This window comes from Streptomyces sp. T028 (assembly GCF_048159505.1).
Classification (GTDB): Bacteria; Actinomycetota; Actinomycetes; order Streptomycetales; family Streptomycetaceae; genus Streptomyces.
The window spans coordinates 46,640-67,999 of the sequence record NZ_JBLRVZ010000032.1; the positions used below are offsets into that span (position 1 = coordinate 46,640).

At 73.5% G+C, this 21,360-nt stretch carries 13 protein-coding genes; 5 read left to right on the forward strand and 8 right to left on the reverse strand.

Going from position 1 to position 21,360, the window contains the following annotated elements; translation table 11 throughout:
- Positions 1 to 179 precede the first annotated feature (179 nt).
- Positions 180 to 4,394 carry a BTAD domain-containing putative transcriptional regulator gene (locus tag ACLZN2_RS30060; RefSeq protein WP_416982624.1) on the reverse strand — a complete coding sequence of 1,405 codons (4,215 nt, stop codon included), beginning with the start codon at positions 4,392 to 4,394 and terminating at the stop codon, positions 180 to 182.
- A 147-nt stretch (positions 4,395 to 4,541) separates the two neighbouring features.
- Between ACLZN2_RS30060 and ACLZN2_RS30065 the strand changes: the two genes are divergently transcribed.
- Positions 4,542 to 5,234, forward strand: coding sequence for a hemerythrin domain-containing protein (locus tag ACLZN2_RS30065; RefSeq protein ID WP_416982493.1), 693 nt, complete (start codon positions 4,542 to 4,544; stop codon positions 5,232 to 5,234).
- Positions 5,235 to 5,238: 4 nt separating this feature from the next.
- Positions 5,239 to 6,150 (forward strand): pyridoxamine 5'-phosphate oxidase family protein, encoded by a 912-nt coding sequence (locus tag ACLZN2_RS30070; RefSeq protein WP_416982495.1) that lies wholly within the window; start codon positions 5,239 to 5,241, stop codon positions 6,148 to 6,150.
- Here ACLZN2_RS30070 and ACLZN2_RS30075 read toward each other — a convergent pair.
- Together ACLZN2_RS30075 and ACLZN2_RS30080 are read right to left on the reverse strand one after the other, a co-directional pair.
- Entirely contained in the window at positions 6,137 to 6,739 is a 603-nt protein-coding gene (locus ACLZN2_RS30075) for a TetR/AcrR family transcriptional regulator (RefSeq protein ID WP_416982496.1), read from the reverse strand. The genes ACLZN2_RS30070 and ACLZN2_RS30075 overlap by 14 nt on opposite strands.
- A gap of 22 nt (positions 6,740 to 6,761) precedes the next feature.
- On the reverse strand, positions 6,762 to 8,816 hold the full coding sequence (locus ACLZN2_RS30080; RefSeq protein ID WP_416982498.1) for a discoidin domain-containing protein: 2,055 nt from the start codon (positions 8,814 to 8,816) through the stop codon (positions 6,762 to 6,764).
- 284 nt (positions 8,817 to 9,100) lie between these two features.
- Between ACLZN2_RS30080 and ACLZN2_RS30085 the strand changes: the two genes are divergently transcribed.
- Together ACLZN2_RS30085 and ACLZN2_RS30090 are read left to right on the forward strand one after the other, a co-directional pair.
- Positions 9,101 to 10,045 (forward strand): epimerase, encoded by a 945-nt coding sequence (locus ACLZN2_RS30085; RefSeq protein WP_416982499.1) that lies wholly within the window; start codon positions 9,101 to 9,103, stop codon positions 10,043 to 10,045.
- Between the two features lie 96 nt (positions 10,046 to 10,141).
- Positions 10,142 to 11,374, forward strand: a complete 1,233-nt coding sequence (locus ACLZN2_RS30090) for a cytochrome P450 (RefSeq protein WP_416982500.1) — start codon at positions 10,142 to 10,144, stop codon at positions 11,372 to 11,374.
- A gap of 62 nt (positions 11,375 to 11,436) precedes the next feature.
- On the opposite strand, the gene ACLZN2_RS30095 is transcribed toward ACLZN2_RS30090, so the two are convergent.
- The 5 genes from ACLZN2_RS30095 to ACLZN2_RS30115 all read right to left on the reverse strand — a co-directional run bounded on the left by ACLZN2_RS30095 (position 11,437) and on the right by ACLZN2_RS30115 (position 18,929).
- Complete coding sequence (locus ACLZN2_RS30095) at positions 11,437 to 12,153, reverse strand: alpha/beta fold hydrolase (protein ID WP_416982501.1); 717 nt, start codon at positions 12,151 to 12,153, stop codon at positions 11,437 to 11,439.
- Between the two features lie 21 nt (positions 12,154 to 12,174).
- Positions 12,175 to 13,143 (reverse strand): alpha/beta hydrolase, encoded by a 969-nt coding sequence (locus ACLZN2_RS30100; RefSeq protein ID WP_416982502.1) that lies wholly within the window; start codon positions 13,141 to 13,143, stop codon positions 12,175 to 12,177.
- 149 nt (positions 13,144 to 13,292) lie between these two features.
- Entirely contained in the window at positions 13,293 to 14,186 is an 894-nt protein-coding gene (locus ACLZN2_RS30105; RefSeq protein ID WP_416982503.1) for a helix-turn-helix domain-containing protein, read from the reverse strand.
- A 59-nt stretch (positions 14,187 to 14,245) separates the two neighbouring features.
- A complete protein-coding gene (locus ACLZN2_RS30110; protein ID WP_416982504.1) occupies positions 14,246 to 16,108 on the reverse strand; it encodes a BTAD domain-containing putative transcriptional regulator in 1,863 nt (620 codons plus the stop codon).
- Positions 16,098 to 18,929 (reverse strand): AfsR/SARP family transcriptional regulator, encoded by a 2,832-nt coding sequence (locus ACLZN2_RS30115; protein WP_416982505.1) that lies wholly within the window; start codon positions 18,927 to 18,929, stop codon positions 16,098 to 16,100. Before ACLZN2_RS30115 ends, ACLZN2_RS30110 begins: the two co-directional genes overlap by 11 nt.
- A 256-nt stretch (positions 18,930 to 19,185) precedes the next feature.
- Between ACLZN2_RS30115 and ACLZN2_RS30120 the strand changes: the two genes are divergently transcribed.
- Complete coding sequence (locus tag ACLZN2_RS30120; protein WP_416982506.1) at positions 19,186 to 21,342, forward strand: GH92 family glycosyl hydrolase; 2,157 nt, start codon at positions 19,186 to 19,188, stop codon at positions 21,340 to 21,342.
- Positions 21,343 to 21,360 lie beyond the last annotated feature (18 nt).

Sequence of the window (21,360 nt, forward strand, 5' to 3'; positions counted from 1 at the left end):
GGCCCTAGGCCCTGTCGTCAAATTCCCGCCTGCCCCGCGACGCCATGCACGCCCTCTCGCCGCACCGGGCCCAGACCCGAGTACGTCCAGTACGAGGGTCAGGGCCCGGCACACCGAGAGCACGCACCTGACGCCGCGTGGCCGCCCTCCGGGCGACGACGGGAATTTGACGACAGGGCCTAGGTCACGATGGTGCGGCGCCCGGCCCGGGCCGTCTCCAGTTCGGCCGCCGCCCGCTCCGCGTCGGCGGTGAGGTGCGGCGAGCCCCAGGCCCTCGCGGTGCGGGCGGCGAGGGCGTAGTGCTCGGCGGCGGACCGGTCCTCGCCGAGCAGCCGGTACAGGTCGCCGAGGGCGTGGGCGACGGGACGGCTCGCGTACGCCGTGCCGGCCGCGCCCGCGAGCTGCTCCCGGAAGGGCAGCATCCGCTCGATCAGCGCGGCGGCGGTGGTGTGGTCGTCCTGAAGGACTGCAAGCTGGGAGCGGAAGTCGAGCTCGATGCCGTAGAGGTGGTCGCTCACCGGTTCCGTCGGGAAACGCACCTCGCTCGCCTCGTCGGGTCTGCCGAGGCGGGTCAGGACGAGGGCGAGCAGGACCCCGACCGAGGGGCCCGCGAAGTCGTACACCGCGCGGATCATCCGTTCGACCTCGGTGATACGTCCCTGGGCGACCCGGACGGTGATCAGACCGAGGGTGCGCAGGCCCGTGGCGTGGTGCGCGCCGACCCGCTGGAGCAGGCCGTCGGCCTCGGCGTATCCGGCCTCGGCGGCGTCGAAGCGGCCACCGACGTTCGCCAGCATGGCCGAGGCCGCGGCGCCCAGGCCCTGCGCCCAGAGCATGCGGTAGCGGCGGGCGAGGGCCAGCCCGTCGGCGGTGCGGCGGCGGACCGTCTCGGGATCGTTGAGGGCGGCGGCGGTCATGCCGTCGAGGTGCTCGCAGATCCAGCGGTAGGCGGGCAGGTCGTGGGCGCGGGCGAGTTCGCGCAGCTCGGCGACGAGCGGGGTGCGGGCGGTGCCCTGGACCTCGTTCGGGAGCAGCCGGGCGGAGGTCATCAGCGCGGCGGCGAGGAGCCGGGGGTCCCCGCCCGCGCGGGCGAGCCGCAGCTGGGTGCGGGCCGCGTCCCGGGCCCGTGGCGCGTCCTCGGCGGCCACCGCGTCGACGAGGACGTGCAGCACGCGACCACGGGTGGCGTCGTCCAGGCCGGGATCGGCAGCGAGCCGTTCCAGGCGGGCCAGCGAGGTGCGGTCGTAGGGGCCCTCCAGTCTGCTGCGCCACCCGGTGGGCTCGGTCCAGGCGCCGTAGACCGCCGCGACCAGGTCGCCCCGGTCGGCCTGCTCGGCCAGCTCGACGGCCTGTTGCCGGGTACGGCGTGCCGCGTCCGTGGAACCGGCCCGGATCTGCGCGCCGAGCAGCCGCACCAGCAGGCCCACGGTGCGTTCGAGCCGCCCGTGGGGGTCGTGCACGGCGGTCGTGTGCACGTCGATCGCCTGCTGGAGCAGGTCGACGGCGATGTCGTGGGCGTAGCGCCGCTCGGCGACCTCGGCGGCGCGCAGCGCGTAGTCGACGGCGAGGGGCGCGTCGGCGGGGCTGCCGGAGCGGGCGAAGTGGTGGGCCAGTGCGGCGAGGTCGTCGGGGCGGTGGTGGCGCAGGGCGCGGGCGATACGGCCGTGCAGTCGCGACCGTCGTACGCCGGACAGGTCGGTGTAGACGGTGTCGCGGACCAGCGCGTGCACGAACCGCACCCGTCCGGGCCCCGGCTCGGTGAGCAGGTCTGCGGCGAGGGCGGCGTCGAGCCCCTCCAGCACCTCGTCCTCGTCGGCGTCGGCCGCGTCGACCAGCAGCGCGACCTCCGCCTCCAGCCCGACGGCCGCGGTGAGCCGTACGGCGGCCCGGGCGCCCTCGGGCAGCAGGGCCAACCGTCGGCGCAGCACGTCCCGGACTCCCTGCGGCACCTCCGACACGGCGACCAGGGCGCCCTCGCCGGCGAGCAGCCGGGCGCTCTCCAGCACGTAGAACGGGTTGCCGCCGGTGCGCTCGGCGAGGGCGGCCACGGTCGTCGCGTCGACGGGTTCGCCGCAGACGGCGTGGACCACGGTGGCGACGTCCGCCGGGGGCAGGCCGCGCAGCGCGATCCGGTGCGGGGCGCCGGGGGCGAGCTGGGCGAGGGTCTTGACCAGGTGTTCGCCCACCTCGGCCGGGCGGTAGCTGGCGACGGTGAGCAGCGCGACTCCGGTGACGGCGGCGGCCGCTTCCAGCAGGGCGAGGGTCTCGCCGTCGGCGCGGTGCAGGTCCTCCAGGACGACGGCGAGCGGGGCGGCGGTGGCGGCGGCCCGCAGCCAGGCGGCGAACGCGCGGTGCATGCGGAAGCGTCCGGCGGTGGCCTCGTCGCGGGTCGCGGCGGCCGTGTTCGCGGGCTCGCGCAGCAGTACGTCGAGTTCGCCGGGCCGGGCCGGGGGCAGGTCCCGGGCCAGCGCGCCCAGCGCCTCCACCCAGGCCCAGGCGGGCGGCGCGCCCTCGTACTCGGGGCACCGCCCTACGACCACCTTCCACCCGTCGCCCCGCAGCACCCCGACGAGCCGCTCCAGCAACGCCGACTTCCCGGCCCCGGCCTCCCCGCTGACCAGCACCACCCCTCCCCCGCACCGGGCCTCCCGCGCGACGGCTCCAAGAGCCCGCAGTTCGCCGGCACGGCCGACGAAGGGGGCACTTCCGGGGCGCGGCTCGGGGGAGTTCGGGGCTGGGAGGTGGGTGGCGGACTCCGGGCCGCCGGGAACGGCCGGGCGTGAGTCGGCGGGCCCGCCGACTCCGGGGCCGGCCATGTCCGGCCCCGGAGCGGAGGCCACGGAGCCGTGGGCGGACGCGACAGAGTCGGGGACGGACGAGACGGAGCCGACCACCGACGCAGCCATGCCAGGAGCGGGCACAGCAGAGCCCAGGACGGACGCGGCCGAGCCGGAGGCGACCGCGACGGAACCGACCGGGAGCGCAGCCAAGCCAGAGACGGGCGCGACCGAACCGGGAGCGGACGCGACCGAACCAGAGGCGGGCGCGGCGGAGCCGACCGCAGGCGTGGCCGAGCCAGGGGCGGGCGGGGCTGAGGCGGGCACGGCGGAGCCGACCGCAGGCGTGGCCGAGCCAGGGACGGGCGCGACCGAGCCGGGAGCGGACGCGACCGAACCGACCGGGAGCGCAGCCGAACCGGGGACGGACGCGACCGAACCGGGAGCGGGCGCGACCGAACCAGAGGCGGGCACGGCGGAGCCGACCGCAGGCGTGGCCGAGCCGGGGACGGGCGCGACCGAGCCGGGAGCGGACGCGACCGAACCGACCGGGAGCGCAGCCGAGCCGAGGACGGACGCGACCGAACCGGGAGCGGGCGCGACCGAACCAGAGGCGGGCACGGCGGAGCCGACCGCAGGCGTGGCCGAGCCAGGGACGGGCGCGACCGAACCGGGAGCGGACGCGACCGAACCGACCGGGGGCGCGACCGAACCAGAGGCGGGCGCGGCGGAGCCGACCGCGGGCGGGGCCGAGCCAGGGGCGGGCGGGGCTGAGGCGGGGGCGGGCGGGGGCTGTGTGGGTTTGGCTGTTGGAGGAGCGGCTGGCGCGGGGGTGGGGACGGGTGGTGGTGTCGGGAGGGGTACGGCCGTGTGCAGTAGGTCCAGCCGTTGGGTGAGTACGGCTCGTTCCAGTTCTGTCAGGGCCGGGCCCGGGTCGCAGCCCAGTTCCTCGCGGAGGATGTGCGCCGCGCGGCGCAGGCTGGAGAGGGCGTCGGACTGGCGGCCGCAGGCCCAGTGGGCGAGGGCGAGGAGTCGCCAGCCCTCCTCGCGCAACGGGCTCTCCCGGACGAGGACCTCGGCCGCCGGAACCGCCTCGGGGGCGCGGCCGGTGCGCAGGTCGGCCGCGGCGGCGAGCTCGCGGGCCTCGGCGCGCAGTTCCGTCAGCCGGGCGACCTCGGACGCGGCCCAGCTCTCGTGCGCGTGCTCCGCGTAGGCGGGCCCCTGCCACCACCCGAGGGCCTCGGCGAGCAGGGCGCGGGCCTCCTCGGCCGGCGCCCGGCGGGCCCGGCCCACCGACGCCTCGAAGCGCCAGGCGTCCACGGCGTCCTGCGGCAGCCGCAGGACGTAGCCGGGCGGGGCGGTGACGAGGACGGTCGCCGGGGTGCGGGGCGGCCGCCCTGGCTCCAGGGTGCGGCGCAGGTGGGAGACGTAGGTGTGCAGGGACACGGTGGCCTTGGCGGGCGGTTCGCCGCGCCACAGCGCGTCCGTCATCCGGTCCACCGGTACGACGCTGCCCCGGGCCGCCGTCAGCAGCGCCAGCACGGCCCGCTGCCGGGGCGCGCCCAGTCCGACCGGTGTGCCCCCGACCTCGGCACCCAGCGAACCCAGGACTCGAATACGCAGCACGCCGCGGGAATCTACCCGAGCCGTGGGCCGATCCCGTCAACAGACGATAAACGCGCCAAGCGGACGCCAAGCAGACACCAAGCGGCGGTCGGACCCTGGGAGGCTGTTGCCGGTACCTGAGTGTTGGAGCCTCCGAGCGTGTCCCCCAGCAGTACGACTGACGAACTTCCCCCGGCCGAACGGCCGTACACCCACGAGATGGTCGTGGTCCACCGTGTCTTCCGCCGCGAGTCCGCGCTTCTCCCCCGCCTGGTGCGGGCCGTTCCCGACGGCGGGACGGCCCGCGCGGCGCAGGTCGCCGGGCATCTGCGCGAGTACGTGGACGGCCTGCACCATCATCACGCGCTGGAGGACGAGCTGGTCTGGCCGCTGCTGCACGCCCGTGCCGCGCGGGACGGCGAGCTGGTCGACCGGATGGAGGAGCAGCACCAGCGGATCGACAGCACGCTCAAGGCGGTTGGCGAGTGGGCGCCGGTCTGGGAGCGGGCGGCGGACCGCATCGCGGGCGAGGAACTCGCCCTGGCGCTGGACGCGCACCGCACCGTCCTGCTCGAACACCTCGACGACGAGGAGAAGTTGGTGCTCCCGCTGGTCGCCGAGCAGCTGACCGTCGCCGAGTGGGACCTGGTCGGCACGCGCGGGCTGGAGCGGATACCGAAGAACAAGCTGTTCATCGCCCTCGGCGCGCTGCTGGAGGAAGCGACGCCGGACGAGCGGGCGTTCTTCCTCGGCAAGGCCCCGCTGCTCGGCCGGTTGCTCTGGGCTGCCGTCGGCCGACGCCAGTACGCCGCCGCCGTCCGGGCGATCCGTGGCCCGCTGGAAGGGCGGTAGGGACATGGCCGTGCTCGATTCCGCGCCGCTCGACGTCCTGGACGCCTACCGCACCTGCGAGTTCGTCACGCTCGGCAAGGACGGCACCCCGCTGGTCTGGCCGACGGCGGTGCGGCGGCGCCCGGACGGGACGCTGCTGCTGTCCACGTCGCTGGCGTTCGCGCAGAAGGCGCTGAACATCCGCCGCGACGGCCGGGTCGCCCTGCTCTTCTCCGACCCGACCGGCAGTGGACTGGCCTCCGCCCCGGAGGTGTTCGTGGGCGGCCGGGCCGAGTGCCCGGACGAGATCATGACGGGTCCGCAGGGCGCCGAGGACTACTGGCGGATGCTCTTCGTACGGCAGCCGCACAGCCGCGCGTACGTCTCCCTGCCGATGCGCCGGATGATGGCCTGGTACTACCTGCGCCTTCTGATCACGGTCACGCCGGAACAGGTGGTCGTACGGGAGCAGTTCGTCCCGCCGGTCACCCCACCCGCGCCCAGCGGCCTTCCGGGCGCCGACCGGCTCGCCCGCCACACCAGCGCCGTACTGGCCGCGCGGGACGTATCCGGAGCACCCGTGCTGGCCCGGACCCGCCCCGTCCCGGCGGACGATGGCTTCGCCGTCACGGTCCCCGCCGACTGCGCGGCCGCCCCGGGCCCCGCTTCCCTGCTCGTGCACCGGCACGACGAGAAGCTCAACAACATGCACAACGCGTTGGTGCGCGGCGAGTTGAGGCGAACGGGAGACTCCTGGCTGCTGGTCCCCGAACGCGTCGTGGAGCCGATGGGTACCGGACGCCCCACCGACGCCTTCAAGGTCCTCCGCAGCACCAAGCGCGCCACCGCCCGCTATCTGGAGCGCCGTGGGCTGTCCCAACCGCCCGTCCAGTGGGCGGAGTTCAAGGCGCTGGTGGCGGAGGTCAAGGCCCGCTGACACCCACCAGCCCGGCGACGTGCGCGGTGACGGTGTCCAGGATGTCGGTCCAGGCGGCCGCGTCGCCGAGGACCAGGTAGTTGAGGGTCAGCCCGTCGGTCATGGCGGCCAGATAGCGGGCCAGGACGGGGACGGGCACGCCGAGCCGGAGGTCCATGCTCCGGCACAGCTCCCCGATGAGCTCGGCATACGCCTCCTCGTACAGCTCGTACTGGCGGCGCGCCAGCTGCTCGAAGCCGGGCTCGCGCAGGGCGTACTGGGTGAGCTCGTAGGTCAGCATGTGCTCGTCGGGATGGGCGCGGACATGGTCCCAGTACGCCTGGAACCCGGCCCGGACCGTCTCCTCCAGGGTGGCTCTGGGCAGCAGCGCCTCCTTCACGACGCTCACCGAGTGGTCGGTGAGCGTCGTGATGACGGACTCGACGAGGGCCTGCTTGGAGTCGAAGCAGTAGTGGAAGACGCTCAGGGACACGCCGGCCTCGGCGGCGATGGACCGGGTGGTCGTCCTGGGGACGCCGTCCCGGGCCATCGCCCTGATCGCCGCTTCCGTCAGCTGTCTGCGCCGCTGCGCCGACGGCATCCGTGCCATGCCTGTCCCCCGTTGTCGTACGTCAGGCGCTGTGGACGCCCACCTCGTACAACGAGTATCCCCAGTCGGTGCCCCGGTCCAGGCCGTGGACCCGGACGTAACGGGCCGGTGTTCCCGTGAACTTCGCCGTGTCCAGGCCTCCGTCGCCGGAGGTGGTGGACCAGGCGGTCGTCCAGGTCGTGCCGTCCGTGGAGAGCTCGATGCGGTACGACTCGCCGTAGGCGCGCTCCCAGTCGAGGGTGACGCGGGAGACCAGGTTCGTGGAGCCCAGGTCGACCTGCCAGTACTGGTCGTCGCTCCAGTCACTGGCCCAGCGGCTGGAGTCGTCGCCGTCCACGGCCCGGCCGGGCTGGTAGCTGGTGAACGGGTTGGACTCGGACGAACTGGCCGTGGCCGTCTGCTCCTTGGCGAGGTTGACGGAGGCCTGGTGCTGCTCGGTCGACCCCCAGGTGCCGAGGTAGGACTCGGCGCCCCGGAAGAGGTCGTCGACCACCTCCTGCCCGCCGACCTTGCGGATGTCCTCGATCCAGTCGGGGATCATGCCGACGTGGGCGGCGCCGTCGGTGTTGAAGTCGAAGGTGCGCGAGCCGCTGGTCTGCTTGTCGATGACCGAGCCCCCGTCGACGCTCTTGAAGGGGTACGTCACCTTGTTCGTGACGTCGGCGCCGCGCGGGGCGGGGTGGTCGCCGATGCCGTTGAAGTCGGTGCCGATGCCGTAGCCGACGCCGTACTCGTCGCGCAGCGCCTCGGTGCGCTCGGCCTCGGTGACGAAGTCCTCGGAGCCGTGCATGTACTGGGCGACGAACCCGCCGAGGGAGTAGACCCGCTCGGTCCAGTTGAGATCCATCCAGCTGTGCGAGGAGAGGACGCCGGGGTAGTCGGCGGCCTCGAAGATGTCGAGGGCCTGGCCGGTGGCCTTGACGCTCATGTGGTCGATCTCGAGCATCATCTTGCGTTTCATCATGCCGCGCACGGCGTACTCACCGAGGTCGGTGAGCCCGCGGGTGTTGCACTGGGCGTCCTCGTCGTACTCCGGGACCTCGGTGCCCGCCGGCAGGTCGGCCTCGGCGTCGGAGGCGGCGGTGCCGATCGGGTTGTCGTGCATCGCGGTGGTGCACGTCTCGGTCTGCCAGAAGGTGCCGGTGGACAGGAACTGGCCGACGTTGATGGCCGTGCCGAGACCGCCCTCGTCGAAGCGGACGCCGCACAGCGCGTTGTCGAACTTGTGGCACAGGAACATGCTGCGCACGCCCAGCGCGTACAGCTCGTCCAGGCCCTTGTCGATGTCGGACTCGCTGCACTGCGCGATGTCGAAGATCTGCTTGCAGCCGAACGGCTCGGAGGTCTCGACGCCCAGGATCACGGCCAGCTTGCCCGCCTTGATCACCTCGCGGGCCTGCGCACTGTCGGTGACGATCCGGAACCAGCCCTTGCCGGTGCCGCCGTACATCGTGTCGATGTAGGCCTGGAGGTCGTACGTCAGCTTCGCCTGCAGCCGGATCGAGGTCATCTCGTCACAACTGCGGTCCTTGAAGGGGTAGATGGAGCAGATCATGCCGTTGGTGACGAGGTCGTTGACCAGCACCCGCTGGCCGCCGCGCCAGGCGCGCTCCACCCAGGCGTAGTAGTTCGCCTGGTGGGTCATGGAGTCGTACGCCGGCCAGTCGGCGAACGTCGGCCAGCCGACCGGGTCGTGCTGCCCGTCGCCGCCGTGGGTGATGTAGTCGAAGAGCGCGAGCGTGCCGTCGGGGTAATGCTCGGGACAGTCCTTGAGCGCGTCGGCGACCCCGGACTCGGAGAACACCTTGCCGCAGATCAGTCGGCCGCCGAAGGCCTCGTTGGAGAACAGGTGGTTGTGCGCGTCGACGAAACCGCGCACATCCCCGGCCGCGTCGGTACCGGTGAAGGGCTCACCGGTCACGTTGATCTGGGCGTCGGGGGACGGCCGGGAGACCGGCGTCCACCAGTCGGTGCCGGCCGCCGAACTCTGCGCGGGGCCGAGGATCGAGGCCAGCACGAGAAGGAGCAGCGAGACGAGCGTGACGTCTCGGCGTCTGCGGTACAGGCGTCTGGTCATGGTCACAGCCCACGTCCCTCCGTCGGCGGGTCGCGCGGTCGACGAGGACGCTTCGAACGCCCTTGGGGTTGTCATGACCGACGCAAGATAGTGCGACGAGAATGCGGACTGACGCCTTTCCGAGTCAAGAGTCCGGGACGCTTGACCTGATAACTGGGGTGACCCGAGTAAACCACCTGGCCGCGTGGGGCAGTTGCACACCCGGGACGGCCGGCCTGCCGGAGGTTTTTGAACGCGTTCAAACTGGAGTAGTCTCCCCTCGTACACGACGAGGGGAGCTGTTCGTGAAGTTCGTGTTGCCCGGGGGGACCGGGCAGGTCGGGAGTGTGTTGCGGCGGGCGCTGGCGGCGCAGGGGCACGAGGTCGTCGTGCTCGGCCGGCGGCCGGCCGGGGCCGGTGAGGTCGGGTGGGACGGGCGGACCCTCGGGGCCTGGGCCGAGGAGGTCGACGGCAGTGATGTGGTGATCAACCTGGCGGGCCGGAGCGTGAGTTGCCGTTACACGCCGGAGAACCTCAAGGCCATGATGGACTCGCGGGTGGACTCGGCGCGGGTCGTCGGCGAGGCGATCGGTGCCGCCGTACGGCCGCCGAAGGTGTGGCTGCAGATGAGCACCGCGACCGTCTACGCCCATCGGTTCGACGCGGCGAACGACGAGGAGACCGGGGTGGTCGGCGGCAACGAGCCCGACGTGCCGGGCTACTGGGGCTTCAGCGTCGACATCGCCACCGCCTGGGAGCGGGAGTTGGAGAAGGCCGACACTCCGCACACCCGCAAGGTGGCCCTGCGTTCGGCGATGGTGATGAGCCCGGACCGGGGCGGGGTGTTCGACGTGCTGTCGTGGCTGGCCCGGCTGGGTCTCGGCGGACCGGTGGCGGGCGGCGCGCAGTACGTGTCGTGGATCCACGACCGGGACTTCGTGCGCGCCGTGGAGTTCCTCGTCGAGCGGGACGACCTCGCCGGGCCGGTGAACCTGGCCGCCCCCGCTCCCCTGCCGCAACGCGGCTTCATGCGGGCGCTGCGCTCCGCGTGGGGCGTCCCGGTGGGCCTGCCGGCGACCAGGTGGATGGCGGAGCTGGGCGCGTTCGCCCTGCGCTCGGACACCGAACTGCTCCTGAAGAGCCGCCGTGTCGTCCCCGGCCGGCTCCTCGCCGCGGGCTTCACCTTCGACCACCCGCACTGGCCGGGGGCCGCCGACGATCTCGTACGACGCCACCGCCGACAGAGGTGACATGGGTCACGTACAGGTGAACGTCAGGCTTCTGACGGCGAGTTGTCAGGTGGCTGCGGTTGCATGACCGCGGACGTTCCCCCCACCAGGAGTGCCATGACCCCCAGCCTCGCGCACGCCCCGTCCGAGTCCGTCCCCGACTTCCCGATGCCGAGGGACCCGGCCTGTCCGTTCGCGCCGCCCCCGGAGATGATGCGTCTGCACGACGAGCGGCCGGTCTCCAAGGTCCGTCTCTGGGACGGCAGTACGCACTGGCTCGTCACCCGCTACGACGACCAGCGCGCCCTGTACGGCGACCAGCGGCTCAGCGTCGACGTCACCCGGCCCGGCTTCCCCTACCTCAGCGCCGGGTTCAAGGAGACCGCCGGGAAGACCCCGCCGTCGTTCCTGAACATGGACGACCCCGACCACGCCCGAATCCGCCGGATGGTCACCGCGCCGTTCACGATCAAGCGGATGGAGGCCCTGCGGCCGGCCGTCCAGCGCATCACCGACGAGCTGGTCGACGCGATGCTGGCCGGGCCGAACCAGGTCGATCTGGTCGACGCCCTCGCGCTGCCGCTGCCGTCCCTGGTGATCTGTGAACTGCTGGGCGTGCCCTACGAGGACCATGACTTCTTCCAGCGGCACAGCAAGGTCGGGGTCAGCCGCGACTCCACGGCGGAGGAGTCGCGGGCGGCCAACCTCGCCCTCTACCAGTACCTGGAGCGGCTGCTCGACGTGAAGCTCGCCGACCCGGCGGACGACATGCTCTCGGACCTCGCCGCCCGCACCGCCTCCGGCGACCTGACCCGGCACGAGGCCGCGATGCTGGGCGTGCTGCTGCTCGGCGCCGGGCACGAGACCACCGCCAACATGATCTCCCTGGGTGTGCTGGCGCTTCTGGAGCATCCCGAGCAGCTGGCGGTCGTCCGCGACGCCGGCGACCCGAAGGTCCTGACGGGCGCGGTGGAGGAGCTGCTGCGCTATCTGACCGTCGTGCACAGCGGCCAGCGGCGGCTCGCCCTCGAAGACCTCGAGGTCGGCGGGCAGCACATTCGCGCCGGGGAGGGTGTCATCATCCCGGGCGCCACCGGCAACTGGAGCCCGGACCGCTTCCCCGACCCCGCCCGCCTCGACGTACGCCGCGACGCCCGTCGGCACATGGCGTTCGGCTTCGGCATCCACCAGTGCCTGGGCCAGCCCCTGGCCCGTATCGAACTCCAGGTGGTGTACGGCACGTTGTTCCGTCGCGTGCCTCAACTGCGGGTCGCGGCAGGGCTGGAGGACATCCCGTTCAAGAACGACGGGATCGTGTACGGCGTCCATGAGCTGCCGGTGAGCTGGTAGGGAGCCGGACACCGCGCGGACGTGCCCAAGGGCGAGCCGTCCGCGCGGCGTTCGGGATGTCGTCAGCTCGTCGCGCGCACCGCGTCGCGGATCAGGTCGGCGACCTCCTTCGGGCGCGAGACGGCGACGGCGTGCGAGGCGCCCTCCAGCTCCACGACGGTGGCCCCGGCCCGCTTGGCGCCGAACCGCTCCACCTCGGGGTTGATCGCCTCGTCCGCGGCGGCGATCAGCGCCCACGACGGCTTGGTCTGCCAGGCGGCCGCGGCGGCCTTCTCCTCGAACGCGGTGGCGGCCAGCGGTCGTTGGGCCGCGGCAAGGACCTTGGTGACGTCCGCGGGGACGTCGGCGGCGAAGACCGACGGGAAGGCGTCCTCGGCGATGGTGACCTCGACGGCCGACTCCCCGCCCGGGGTCGGGTACGTCCACTCCTTGAGGTTGCTCACCAGCGGCGACAGCGGGTAGCGGCCCTGGAGTTCGCCGAGGCTCTCGCCCTCCTCCAGGGCGTAGGCGGCGACGTAGACGAGGCCGACGACGTTGTCCGTGACACCGGCGACCGTGATGAGGGCGCCGCCGTAGGAGTGGCCGACGAGGATCACCGGCCCGTCGATCTGGGCGGCGACCGAGGCGACGTAGGCCGCGTCGGAGGCGAGGCCGCGCAGAGGGTTGGGCGGGGCGATCACGGGGATGCCATGGCCCTGGAGTTCGGCGATGACGCCGGACCAGCTGGTGGCGTCGGCGAACGCGCCGTGGATGAGGACGACGGTGGGCGTGGTGGTCATGGTGCTGCTCTCTCCCGAAGGTCAGACGTGCAGGGCGTCGCGCAGGGTGCCGACGGCGAGGGTGATGGCCGCCTCGGCGGCGTGGGTCGGGCGCAGGGCGTTGAGCATCACGAAGTCGTGGATGATCCCCTGGAACCGAACGGCGGTGACCGGGACCCCGGCCTCGCGCAGCTTGTTGGCGTACGCCTCGCCCTCGTCCCGCAGGACGTCCGCCTCACCCGTGATGACCAGGGCCGGGGGCAGGTCCTTGAGCTGCTCAAGGGTCGCCCGCAACGGGGACGCGGTGATCTGCGCCCGCTCACCCTCGTCGGTCGTGTACTGGTCCCAGAACCACTGCATCCCGTCGCGCCGCAGGAAGTAGCCCTCGGCGAACCGGTGATACGACGCCGTGTCGAACGAGGCGTCCGTCACCGGGTAGAAGAGCACCTGCTGCACCAGCGGAACACCACCGCGCTCCTTCGCCATCAACGTCAGCGCGGCGGCCATGTTCCCGCCGACCGAGTCGCCGGCGACCGCGATCCGCGCCCCGTCCAGCCCCTTCGAGGCGCCCTCCTCGACGACCCACCGCGCGACCGCGAAGTTCTGCTCGATCGCCACCGGGTACCGCACCTCGGGCGACAGGTCGTACTCGGGAAAGACGACCGCGGCCCCGGCACCGACGGCCAGCTCACGCACCAGCCGGTCATGGGTGTGCGCGTTGCCGAACACCCACCCGGCACCATGAATGTAGAAGACCACCGGCAGCACACCCCGGGCACCCGCGGGCCGCACGATCCGCGCCCGCACACTCCCCGTCGGACCACCCTCGACGGTGACCCACTCCTCCTCCACCACCGGCTTGGCGATCTCACCGGACTGCACCTCGTCGACCGCCTTACGCCCCTCGGCCGGGGGCAGGTCGAAGAGGTAGGGCGGGTTGGCGGTCGCCTCGGCGAACGCCGCGGCCTCGGGCTCGAGCACCGGCACGACCGGCTCTACGACGTCGGACATGGCATCTCCTGCTGTTGTCGATGTGCGTTGTCTCGCTCTCGCACGCTAATTCCGCCGGATGGCGGGCAATTGCCCGCGAGTGCACCGGTGATGGCCGCACAGCGCACGGCGACCCGACCGGATCACCCGCACGGTGTCGGCGACGGCGATCAGTCCCGACCGGCCCTCGTCGTGCGCCCGGCGGTGTCGCGCCATTCGCGGGGCGACATGCCGTAGGCGGCCCGGAAGACCCGGCTGAAGTGGGTGGCGCTGAGGAAGCCCCAGCGGGCGGCCACCGCCGCGATGGTGCGGCTGCCGCGGCCGTGGCGCATCAGGTCGCGCCGGCACTCGTCGAGGCGGCGGCGCAGGATCCAGCGGCCTACGGTGGTGCCCTCGTCCTTGAACAGTTTGTGCAGGTACCGCACGGAGACGTGGTGGGCCCGGGCGATGACCTCCGGTGACAGGTCCGGGTCGGTCAGCTGGAGTTCGACGTACTCCAGGATCCGCGCCAGCACCGGCGAACGCGTGCTCGCGGGGTTCGGTGTCCGTTCGCCGAGCTGCTCGGTGGCGAGGGTGGACAGCAGGTTCACCGCGTTCCAGGCGAGCATCTCGCCGACCTGGGGGCGGGCCTCGGCCGCCGTACGGGCGAGGTCGGACAGCAACGGCGAGAGCAGTGTGCCCAGCCGGGAGGCGCGGGTGACCGGCGTACGGACGATCCGCCGCGCCTCGGCCTCGGAGAGGCCCAGCAGGTCGCTCGGGACGAGGAACACCGTCGCCCGGAACCGCTCGGGGAAGTCCAGGACGGGGGTGTGCCGGACGTCGTAGAAACAGATGTCGCCCGGAGTGAGGTGGAGTGTTCCTCCCTCCGCGAGGTACCGGGGGGCGGGCGCGGCCGTGGCGCCCCTCAGGCCCACGAAGAGGTACTCGCCGCTCGCCCGGGCCAGGAGCCGGTGCGCGGGGTGCGGGCGGCTCTCGGCGGGCGGCAGCCGGGGATTCTCCTCGCCGTGCTCGTCGGTGAGGATCTCGACGCCCAGAGGCGTTCGGACGGAGCTTGTGGTGGTCACGAGCCCGGACGGTAGGTCGGCGGATGTGCAAAAAGAGTGACAGCGAAGTGAGGGCGCCTTCAAAGACTGTGGTTCGGCTGTCGGTTCCCCGTGCGTCCTTCGCCGGTTTCCGTGGGTCGCTCGCCCGTCTCCGTGTGTCGCTCGCCCGTCTCCGTGAGTTCGGTGGCCAGGGCCCGCAGCAGGTCGTGGAGGGTATAGCGGCCGGGGGCGGGTTCGGCGAGGAGGTGGGATTCCGCGAGGTGGCCGAGGAGGAGACGGGTCCGGCGCGCCGGAAGTCCGGTGAGGGCCGCGGCCGTCGTCGGGGTGATGTGGGGGCCGGGATGCCGGGACAGCTGCCGGAACAGGTGTGCGCTGTCGGACGGCAGGCGGTGGTAGGAGGCGAGGAGGTCCGGGCGCAGGGCGGACAGGGCGTCGAGGCCGCCGTGGGCGGCGCGCAGTTCGGCTGCCACGTCCGCGAGGGGGACGTGGGGGTGAGCGGCGACGACCGCCAGGGCCAGCGGCAGCCGGCCGCAGAGGGCGACGATCTCGTCAACCGCCTTGGGTTCGGCGGCCGTCCGTGCGGGGCCGATCCGGTCGGCGAGGATCGCGTGCGCCTCCTCGGCGGACGGCGGTTCCAGACGCAGCGGCCGAGCGCCCGCGGCGACCAGTCCCGGCAGGGCGTTGCGGCTGGTGACGAGTGTGAGGCAGCCCGGCGCGGCGGGCAGCAGCGGGCGCAACTGCTCGGTGCCGAGGGCGTCGTCGAGCACCACGAGCGTGCGGCGCTCCGCCAGCAGCGTGCGGTACAGCCCGGCCCGGGCGGCCGTCCCCTCCGGCATGCGCCGGGCGGACACCCCGAGCGCGGTGAGCAGCTCGCGCAGCGCGTCGACGGACTCCAGGGCGGGCCGTCGCGGCTCGGACCCGCGCAGGTTCACGTACAGCCGCCCGTCGGGGAACCGGGGCGCCTCCCGCCGCGCCCAGCTCAGCGCGAGCGCGCTCTTCCCCACCCCCGGCATCCCGCCGACGAGCACCACACCGGAGGCTCTCGCCAGGTCCGACAGCCGGTCCGACTCGGCCTCCCGTCCCACGAAACGGCCCTGCCCGGAGACCGGCCGTGCCTCGCCGGCGGCTCTCGCGCCGCGCACCTCCTGCCGTAGGACCCGCGTATGAGCGGCCGTCAGTTCCGGGCCGGGGGTGAGGGAGAGGTCGGTGAGGAGGCGGCGTCGGATGTCCTCGTACGCTCTGAGCGCCTCCGCCTGGTGGCCGCAGGCGGCGAGGGCGAGGACGAGGCGGGCGTTCAGGGGCTCGTCGAGGGGCTCGTGGGCGGTGGCGTGGCGCAGGGCGGGGAGGACCTGCTCGGCGTGGCCGGACAGGAGGGCGGCGTCGGCCGCGAGGCGGGCGGTGTCCAGGAGTTCACGCTGTACGGCGGTGAACTGGACGTGGGCGCGGACGGTTTCCGGGATGCCCATCACCAGCGGGCCGCGCCACTCCCCCAGTGCCCGGGTGAGCTGCCGGGCCGCCGTACCGGCCCGTCCGGTGGCCGCCGCCCGCCTGCCCTGCCGGGTGAGTTCACGGAACCGGAGGAGATCGACCTCGTCCGTCTCCGCCGCGAGGAGGTAGCCGCCGGTGCGGCGCTGCAGGCGGAGGCCGGGGGCGCGGGGCGGCAGTCCGGGTTCCAGCAGGCGGCGCAGGGCGGCGACGTAACGCCGTACGACGTTCGGCGCGCTGGCGGGCGGCCGGTCGGCCCACAGCGCGTCGAGGACCTCGCCGGTCGGCACGGTCCGGCCCGCGTGCACCACCAGCAGGGCGAGGAGGGCACGCTGCTGGGGGAAGCCGAGGTCGAGTTCGCGTCCCCCGCGCCACACGCGCACGGGCCCGAGCACCTCGAACCGGGTGGCCTCACTCCCGCCCGCGGCGTCAGCAGGCACCGGCGTGTCAGCACGCACCGGCGCGTCCCTCCCCGCCGTTCAGCCGGGCCGCGACCCGCGCGGCGTCGGGATGGTCGAGCGTCCTCAGGAGGGCCAGTGCCTCCTCCCAGGCGGCGCGGGCGGACGGGTCGTCGCCCATGGCGAGGTGGGTGTCCCCCGCCCGGGTCAGGATGTCGGCCTCCACATACGGCACGCCCAGGTCCCGCAGCAGGGCGAGGGCGTTGCGGTAGCCGAGGAGGGCCTGCGGGTGGCGGCCGAGGTGGTGGTGGGCGTAGGCGATGCTGTCCCAGGTGGCGGCCTGGCCGTACCGGTCGCCGAGTTCCTGGAGCATTTCCAGCGCCTCGTGGCAGTGTGTCAGGGCCTGCCGGTACTCGCCGAGGAGTGCGTGGTACCAGCCGACGGAGTTCAGGACGCTGGCCTGGGCCGCCCGGTCGCCGAGACCGCGGAACAGGGCGAGGGCGAGCTGGTTGTGGCGCAGGGCGCCGGGCAGGTCGCCCCGCTGGTCGCACTCCCAGCCGAGGCTGCGGTGGGTGTTGGCGCGGCCGGTGTCGTCGCCGAGTGCGGTGAAGAGGTCCAGGGCCTGTTCGAGGCGGGGGACGGAGTGGGTGTGCCGCCCGAGGCGGCCCTCGATGCGGGCGAGTCCGCGCAGGCCGCGGGCGAGGAGGACGGGGTCGTCGAGCCGCCGGGCCGTGTCGAGGGCGGTGCTTTGCGCGGTGAGCGCGTCGTGCCAGTGGCCGCGCCGGTCGAAGAACGGCTCCAGGGACCAGGCCAGTTGGCAGGCGACCCGTTCCCGCGCGGGCCGGCCGGAGGCGGCTGCGGTGGCGACGACGGCGAGCAGTACGGCGTGTTCGGCGGTGAGCCAGGCCAGGGCGCGGTGGTCGTCGGCCAGCGGTTCCGGCCGGGCGCCCTCGGGTGCGGGCGGCGGGGGCAGCGGGTCGGAGTTGGGGGCGAGGAGGCGGTCGGCGGTGTGCGCGGTGTGCAGATAGTGGTGGTGGAGCCGGTCGAGCGCGGTCTGCCGGTCGGTCTCGGTCTCGTGGTCGTCGACGAGTTCGCCGGCGTGGGCGCGCAGAAGGTCGTGGAAGGAGTGGCGGCCGGGGCTGTGCTCGGCGATCAGGTGAAGGCCGGCCAGCTCGGTCAGCAGCCGGCGGGTGCGGCGCTCCGGGAGGCCCGCGAGGGCGGTCGCGGCCCGGAGGGAGAAGTCGGGGCCCGGGTGGAGGGCCAGCAGCCGGAAGAGGCGGGCCGCGTCGGGGGACACGGCGTTGGTGGACCAGGAGAAGACCGTGCTCACGTCGACGGAGGCGTCGGCGCGGGCGAAGGCGTCGAGGCTGCCGTCCGCCTCGCGCAGTTCGGCGGCCACGTCCGCGAGACGGAAGTGGGGGTGGGCGGCGGCGCGGGCGGCGACACAGGCGAGGGCGAGGGGCAGCCCGGCGCACAGGGCGCCGATCTCGTCGGCGGCCCGGGGCTCGGCGTCCACCCGTGCCGCACCGAGCCGGCGGACGAGGAAGGCGCGCGTCTGGTCCGTGTCGAAGGGGCTCAGGGTCAGTGAGCGCGCCCCGTGCGCGGCGACCAGGCCGGGCAGTTCGTCGCGGCTGGTGACGATGGTCAGGCAGCCGGGCGAACCGGGAAGGAGCGGCCTGACCTGCTCGGCGTCCCTGGCGTTGTCGAGGACTACGAGGACGCGGCGCCCGGCCAGTGCGCTCCGGTAGAGCGCGGTCTGCGCGTCCAGCCCGTGCGGGACACGTTCGGGCGGTACGCCGAGCGCGTCCAGGAAGCCCCGGACGGCCTCTCCCGGTTCCATCACCGCGCCGGACGGGTCGAAACCGCGCAGGTTCACATACAGCTGTCCGTCGGGGAACCGGTCGGCGACCCGGTGCGCCCAGTGCACGGCGAGGGTGGTCTTGCCGACGCCCGCCATGCCGCCGACGGCGCCGATCACGACGGTCCCGGGACACGGCAGCTCCGCGTCGAACAGTGCGAGCATCTCGTCCAGTTCAGCCTGCCGACCGGTGAACAGGGGGAGGTCGTACGGCAGTTGGGACGGGGTGACGTGAGGGAGGGCGTCGTGGACCTCCTGGACCTCCTGGACCTCCTGGACGTGGTGGGCGTCCCTGAGTTCCGGCCCGGGGTCGATCCCCAACTCCTCGGCGAGCCGGGCCCGTACGGCCTCGTACACGGTGAGCGCCTCGGTGCGGTGGCCGGCCGCGGCGAGCAGGCGGAGCAGGCCGGTGTGGAGGGGTTCGTCCAGCGGATGGTCGGCGGCGGTCCGGCGCAGCGGGGGCAGGGCCTGCTCCGGCAGCCCGGCACGCAGGGCGGCGTCGGCCAGCTCCCGTGCGGCCGTGAGCCGTTCGCGCTCCACCCCTTCGAACGCCGGATGCCTGCGGGCGGGCGCGGGGATGCCTTCGCCGATCGGGCCGCGCCACAACGAGAGCGCCTCGGTGAGGAGTTGCACCGCTCGGGCCGGTGCGGTGTCCGCGCTGTGGTGGGCCGCCTCGCCCAGGGCGCGGAACCGCAGGAGGTCCGCACCGTCACCGTCGGTGACGAGCCGGTACCCTCCGGCGTCCCGTACCAGCCGACTGCCCTCGGCGCGGGCGGGGAGCCCGGGTTCCAGCAGCCGACGCAGCGAACCCACGTGCCGCCGGACGACGTTGACCGCGCTGCGCGGCGGCTCCGCGCCCCACAGGACGTCCACGATCTCGCTCACGGCGACCGGCTGCCCCGCCCTGGCCAGCAGCAGCGCCAGAAAGGCGCGCTCCTGCGGCCCCCCGACGTCCAGCTCCGTCTCCCCCCGGCACACCCGTAGGGTGCCCAGCACCATGAACCGCACCGGCTCCGGCGGCACGCGATCCCCTCCCCGTTTCGCTCCACCCCGTTCGTCCACCCCGTCTCGACCTTACGTCACGGACGGGGTTACCCAGAGTTACGAATGAGACATCCGCGCTGTTCACGAGGGGGCGCGGTCGGCCGGGACTGCGCCGTGTGCCTGACTTCCGGGTGTCGTCCGGCACGGCGGCTCGGTGTGCGCGGCCGGGGCGGTGACAGTGGGCGTCTCCCCCGCCGTGCGCTCCGCCGGCCATCCGCGACGCAAGGAGATCTCATTGCGCCTGTCACCTCTCGGGGCCGCCGTGGCGGCGGTCGTGCTGCTGGCCCCGCCCGCGTGGGCCGACGTCACGTCCGGGTCGTCCGTCGCCGACCCGGCCCGTTACGTCAACCCCTTCGTCGGCACCAAGCCGGGCGGGGTGGACTGGGGCCATGGAGGCGGTGGCGGGAACACGTTCCCCGGGGCCTCGGCGCCGCTGGGCGGCATCCAGTGGAGCCCGGACACGGTCACGCGCCAGTTCGGCGGCTATGCCCACGCCGACAACCGCATCCGCGGCTTCAGCCTCACCCATCTGTCCGGTGCGGGCTGCGGCGACTACGGGAACGTACCGTTCATGCCGCTGACGGGCCGGCCGGCGGCGGATCCGGAGGCCCGGTACGCGACCTTCTCCCACGCCAACGAGCAGGCGGCGCCCGGCAGTTACCGGGTGGACTTCGACAACGGGATCCGTACCGAGATCGCCGCCACCCAGCGGTCCGGCGTGGCCCGCCTCACCTTCCCGGTAAGCGCGGACGAACCCGCCGGGCTGACCGTGGACGCCGGGCGGGCCTGGAACAAGGCCACCGGCACGGTCACCGTCGGCGCCCGGTCCCTGTCCGGCTTCACGGAGAGCGGCGGTTTCTGCGGTACGTCCGTCCGCTACCGCCTCTACTTCCACGCGGAGTTCGACCGGCCCCTCGCCCACAGCGAGCCGCTGGACGGGAGGACGTCCGGGGCGTACGTGTCGTTCGCGCCCGGCACCCGTGAGGTGACCGTGCGGGTCGGCATCTCCTTCGTGAGCGAGGACGCCGCCCGCCGCAACGCGCTCGTGGAGCAGCGCGGCCGCTCGCTCGACGAGGTACGGCGGGCCGCGCGCCGGCAGTGGAACGGCTGGCTCGGCCGGATCACCGTCACCGGCGGCACCGAGGCACGGCGCCGGATGTTCTACACCGCCCTCTACCACTCCCTGCTGCACCCCGGCGCCTTCAGCGACGCCGACGGCCGTTACCGGGGCTTCGACGGCCTGATCCACCGCACCCGGCCCGGGCATGTGCAGTACGCGAACTTCTCCGGCTGGGACGTCTACCGCTCCCAGATCCAGCTGCTGGCACTCCTCGCCCCGCGCGAGGCCTCGGACGTCGCCCAGTCCATCCTCGAACAGGGCCGCCAGGCGGGCTACTTCGACCGCTGGACGCTCGCCAACGGCGGCACCGGGGTGATGGTCGGCGACCCGCTGCCCGCGATGGCCGCCTCCGTGCACGCCTTCGGCGGCACCGGCTTCGAGGCCCGGGAGCTGCTGCGCACGGCCGTCGCCGGACGCCAGGACGACCGACAGCGCCCCGGACACACCTTCTACGACACCCTGGGCTACATCCCCGCCGGAACGAAGGGGGTCTGGGGCGCGGCGGCCACCACCCTGGAGTACGCAGTCGCCGACGCCGCCCTCGCCCACCTGGCCGGCCGACTGGGTGACACGGGGACACAGGCGGCGCTGCTGCACGCGTCGGGCAACTGGCGCAACCTGCTCCACCCCGACAGCCGCTACCTCCAGCCCCGCCGCGCCGACGGCACCTGGCCCGCCTTCAAGCCGACGCAGCGCCGGGACTTCGTCGAGGGCAACGCGGCCCAGTACACCTGGATGGTCCCGCACGACCTGCCCGGCCTGTTCACGGCGATGGGCGGCGACGCGGCGGTCACCGCCCGCCTGGACACCTTCTTCACCGAGTACAACGGCGGCGCCGACCAGCCGTACGCGTATGTCGGCAACGAGCCGTCCTTCAACACTCCTTGGGCGTACGACTACCTGGGCCGCCCCGACCGCACCCAGGACACCGTACGGGGCATCCTCACCACGCTCTTCGGGGACGGCCCGGACGGCCTGGTCGGCAACGACGACCTGGGCGCCATGTCCTCCTGGGCCGTCTGGGCCGCCCTCGGCATGTACCCCCAGATCCCCGGCAGCCCCCAACTCGCCCTGGCCAGCCCGCTGTTCCCCGCGACCGTGATCCGCCGAGGCAACGGCGTGAACATCACCGTCCTCGCCCCACAGGCCTCGGACACGGCCTCCCGCGTCCGCGACGTCCGCCTCAACGGCCGCCGCACGGACCCCCGTTGGCTGCCCGACTCCTTCCCCGCCGAGGGCGGCGTACTGAGCTTCAGCCTTTCGACCCCATAACCGTCCGGCTTTCCCCCT

Coding starts and splice junctions, on each gene's coding strand:
- ACLZN2_RS30070 (WP_416982495.1), top strand. CDS start 5,239: ATGGCCGTGCTCGATTCCGCGCCGCTCGACGTCCTGGACGCCTACCGC.
- ACLZN2_RS30075 (WP_416982496.1), bottom strand. CDS start 6,739: ATGGCACGGATGCCGTCGGCGCAGCGGCGCAGACAGCTGACGGAAGCG.
- ACLZN2_RS30080 (WP_416982498.1), bottom strand. CDS start 8,816: ATGACCAGACGCCTGTACCGCAGACGCCGAGACGTCACGCTCGTCTCG.
- ACLZN2_RS30090 (WP_416982500.1), top strand. CDS start 10,142: ATGACCCCCAGCCTCGCGCACGCCCCGTCCGAGTCCGTCCCCGACTTC.
- ACLZN2_RS30095 (WP_416982501.1), bottom strand. CDS start 12,153: ATGACCACCACGCCCACCGTCGTCCTCATCCACGGCGCGTTCGCCGAC.
- ACLZN2_RS30100 (WP_416982502.1), bottom strand. CDS start 13,143: ATGTCCGACGTCGTAGAGCCGGTCGTGCCGGTGCTCGAGCCCGAGGCC.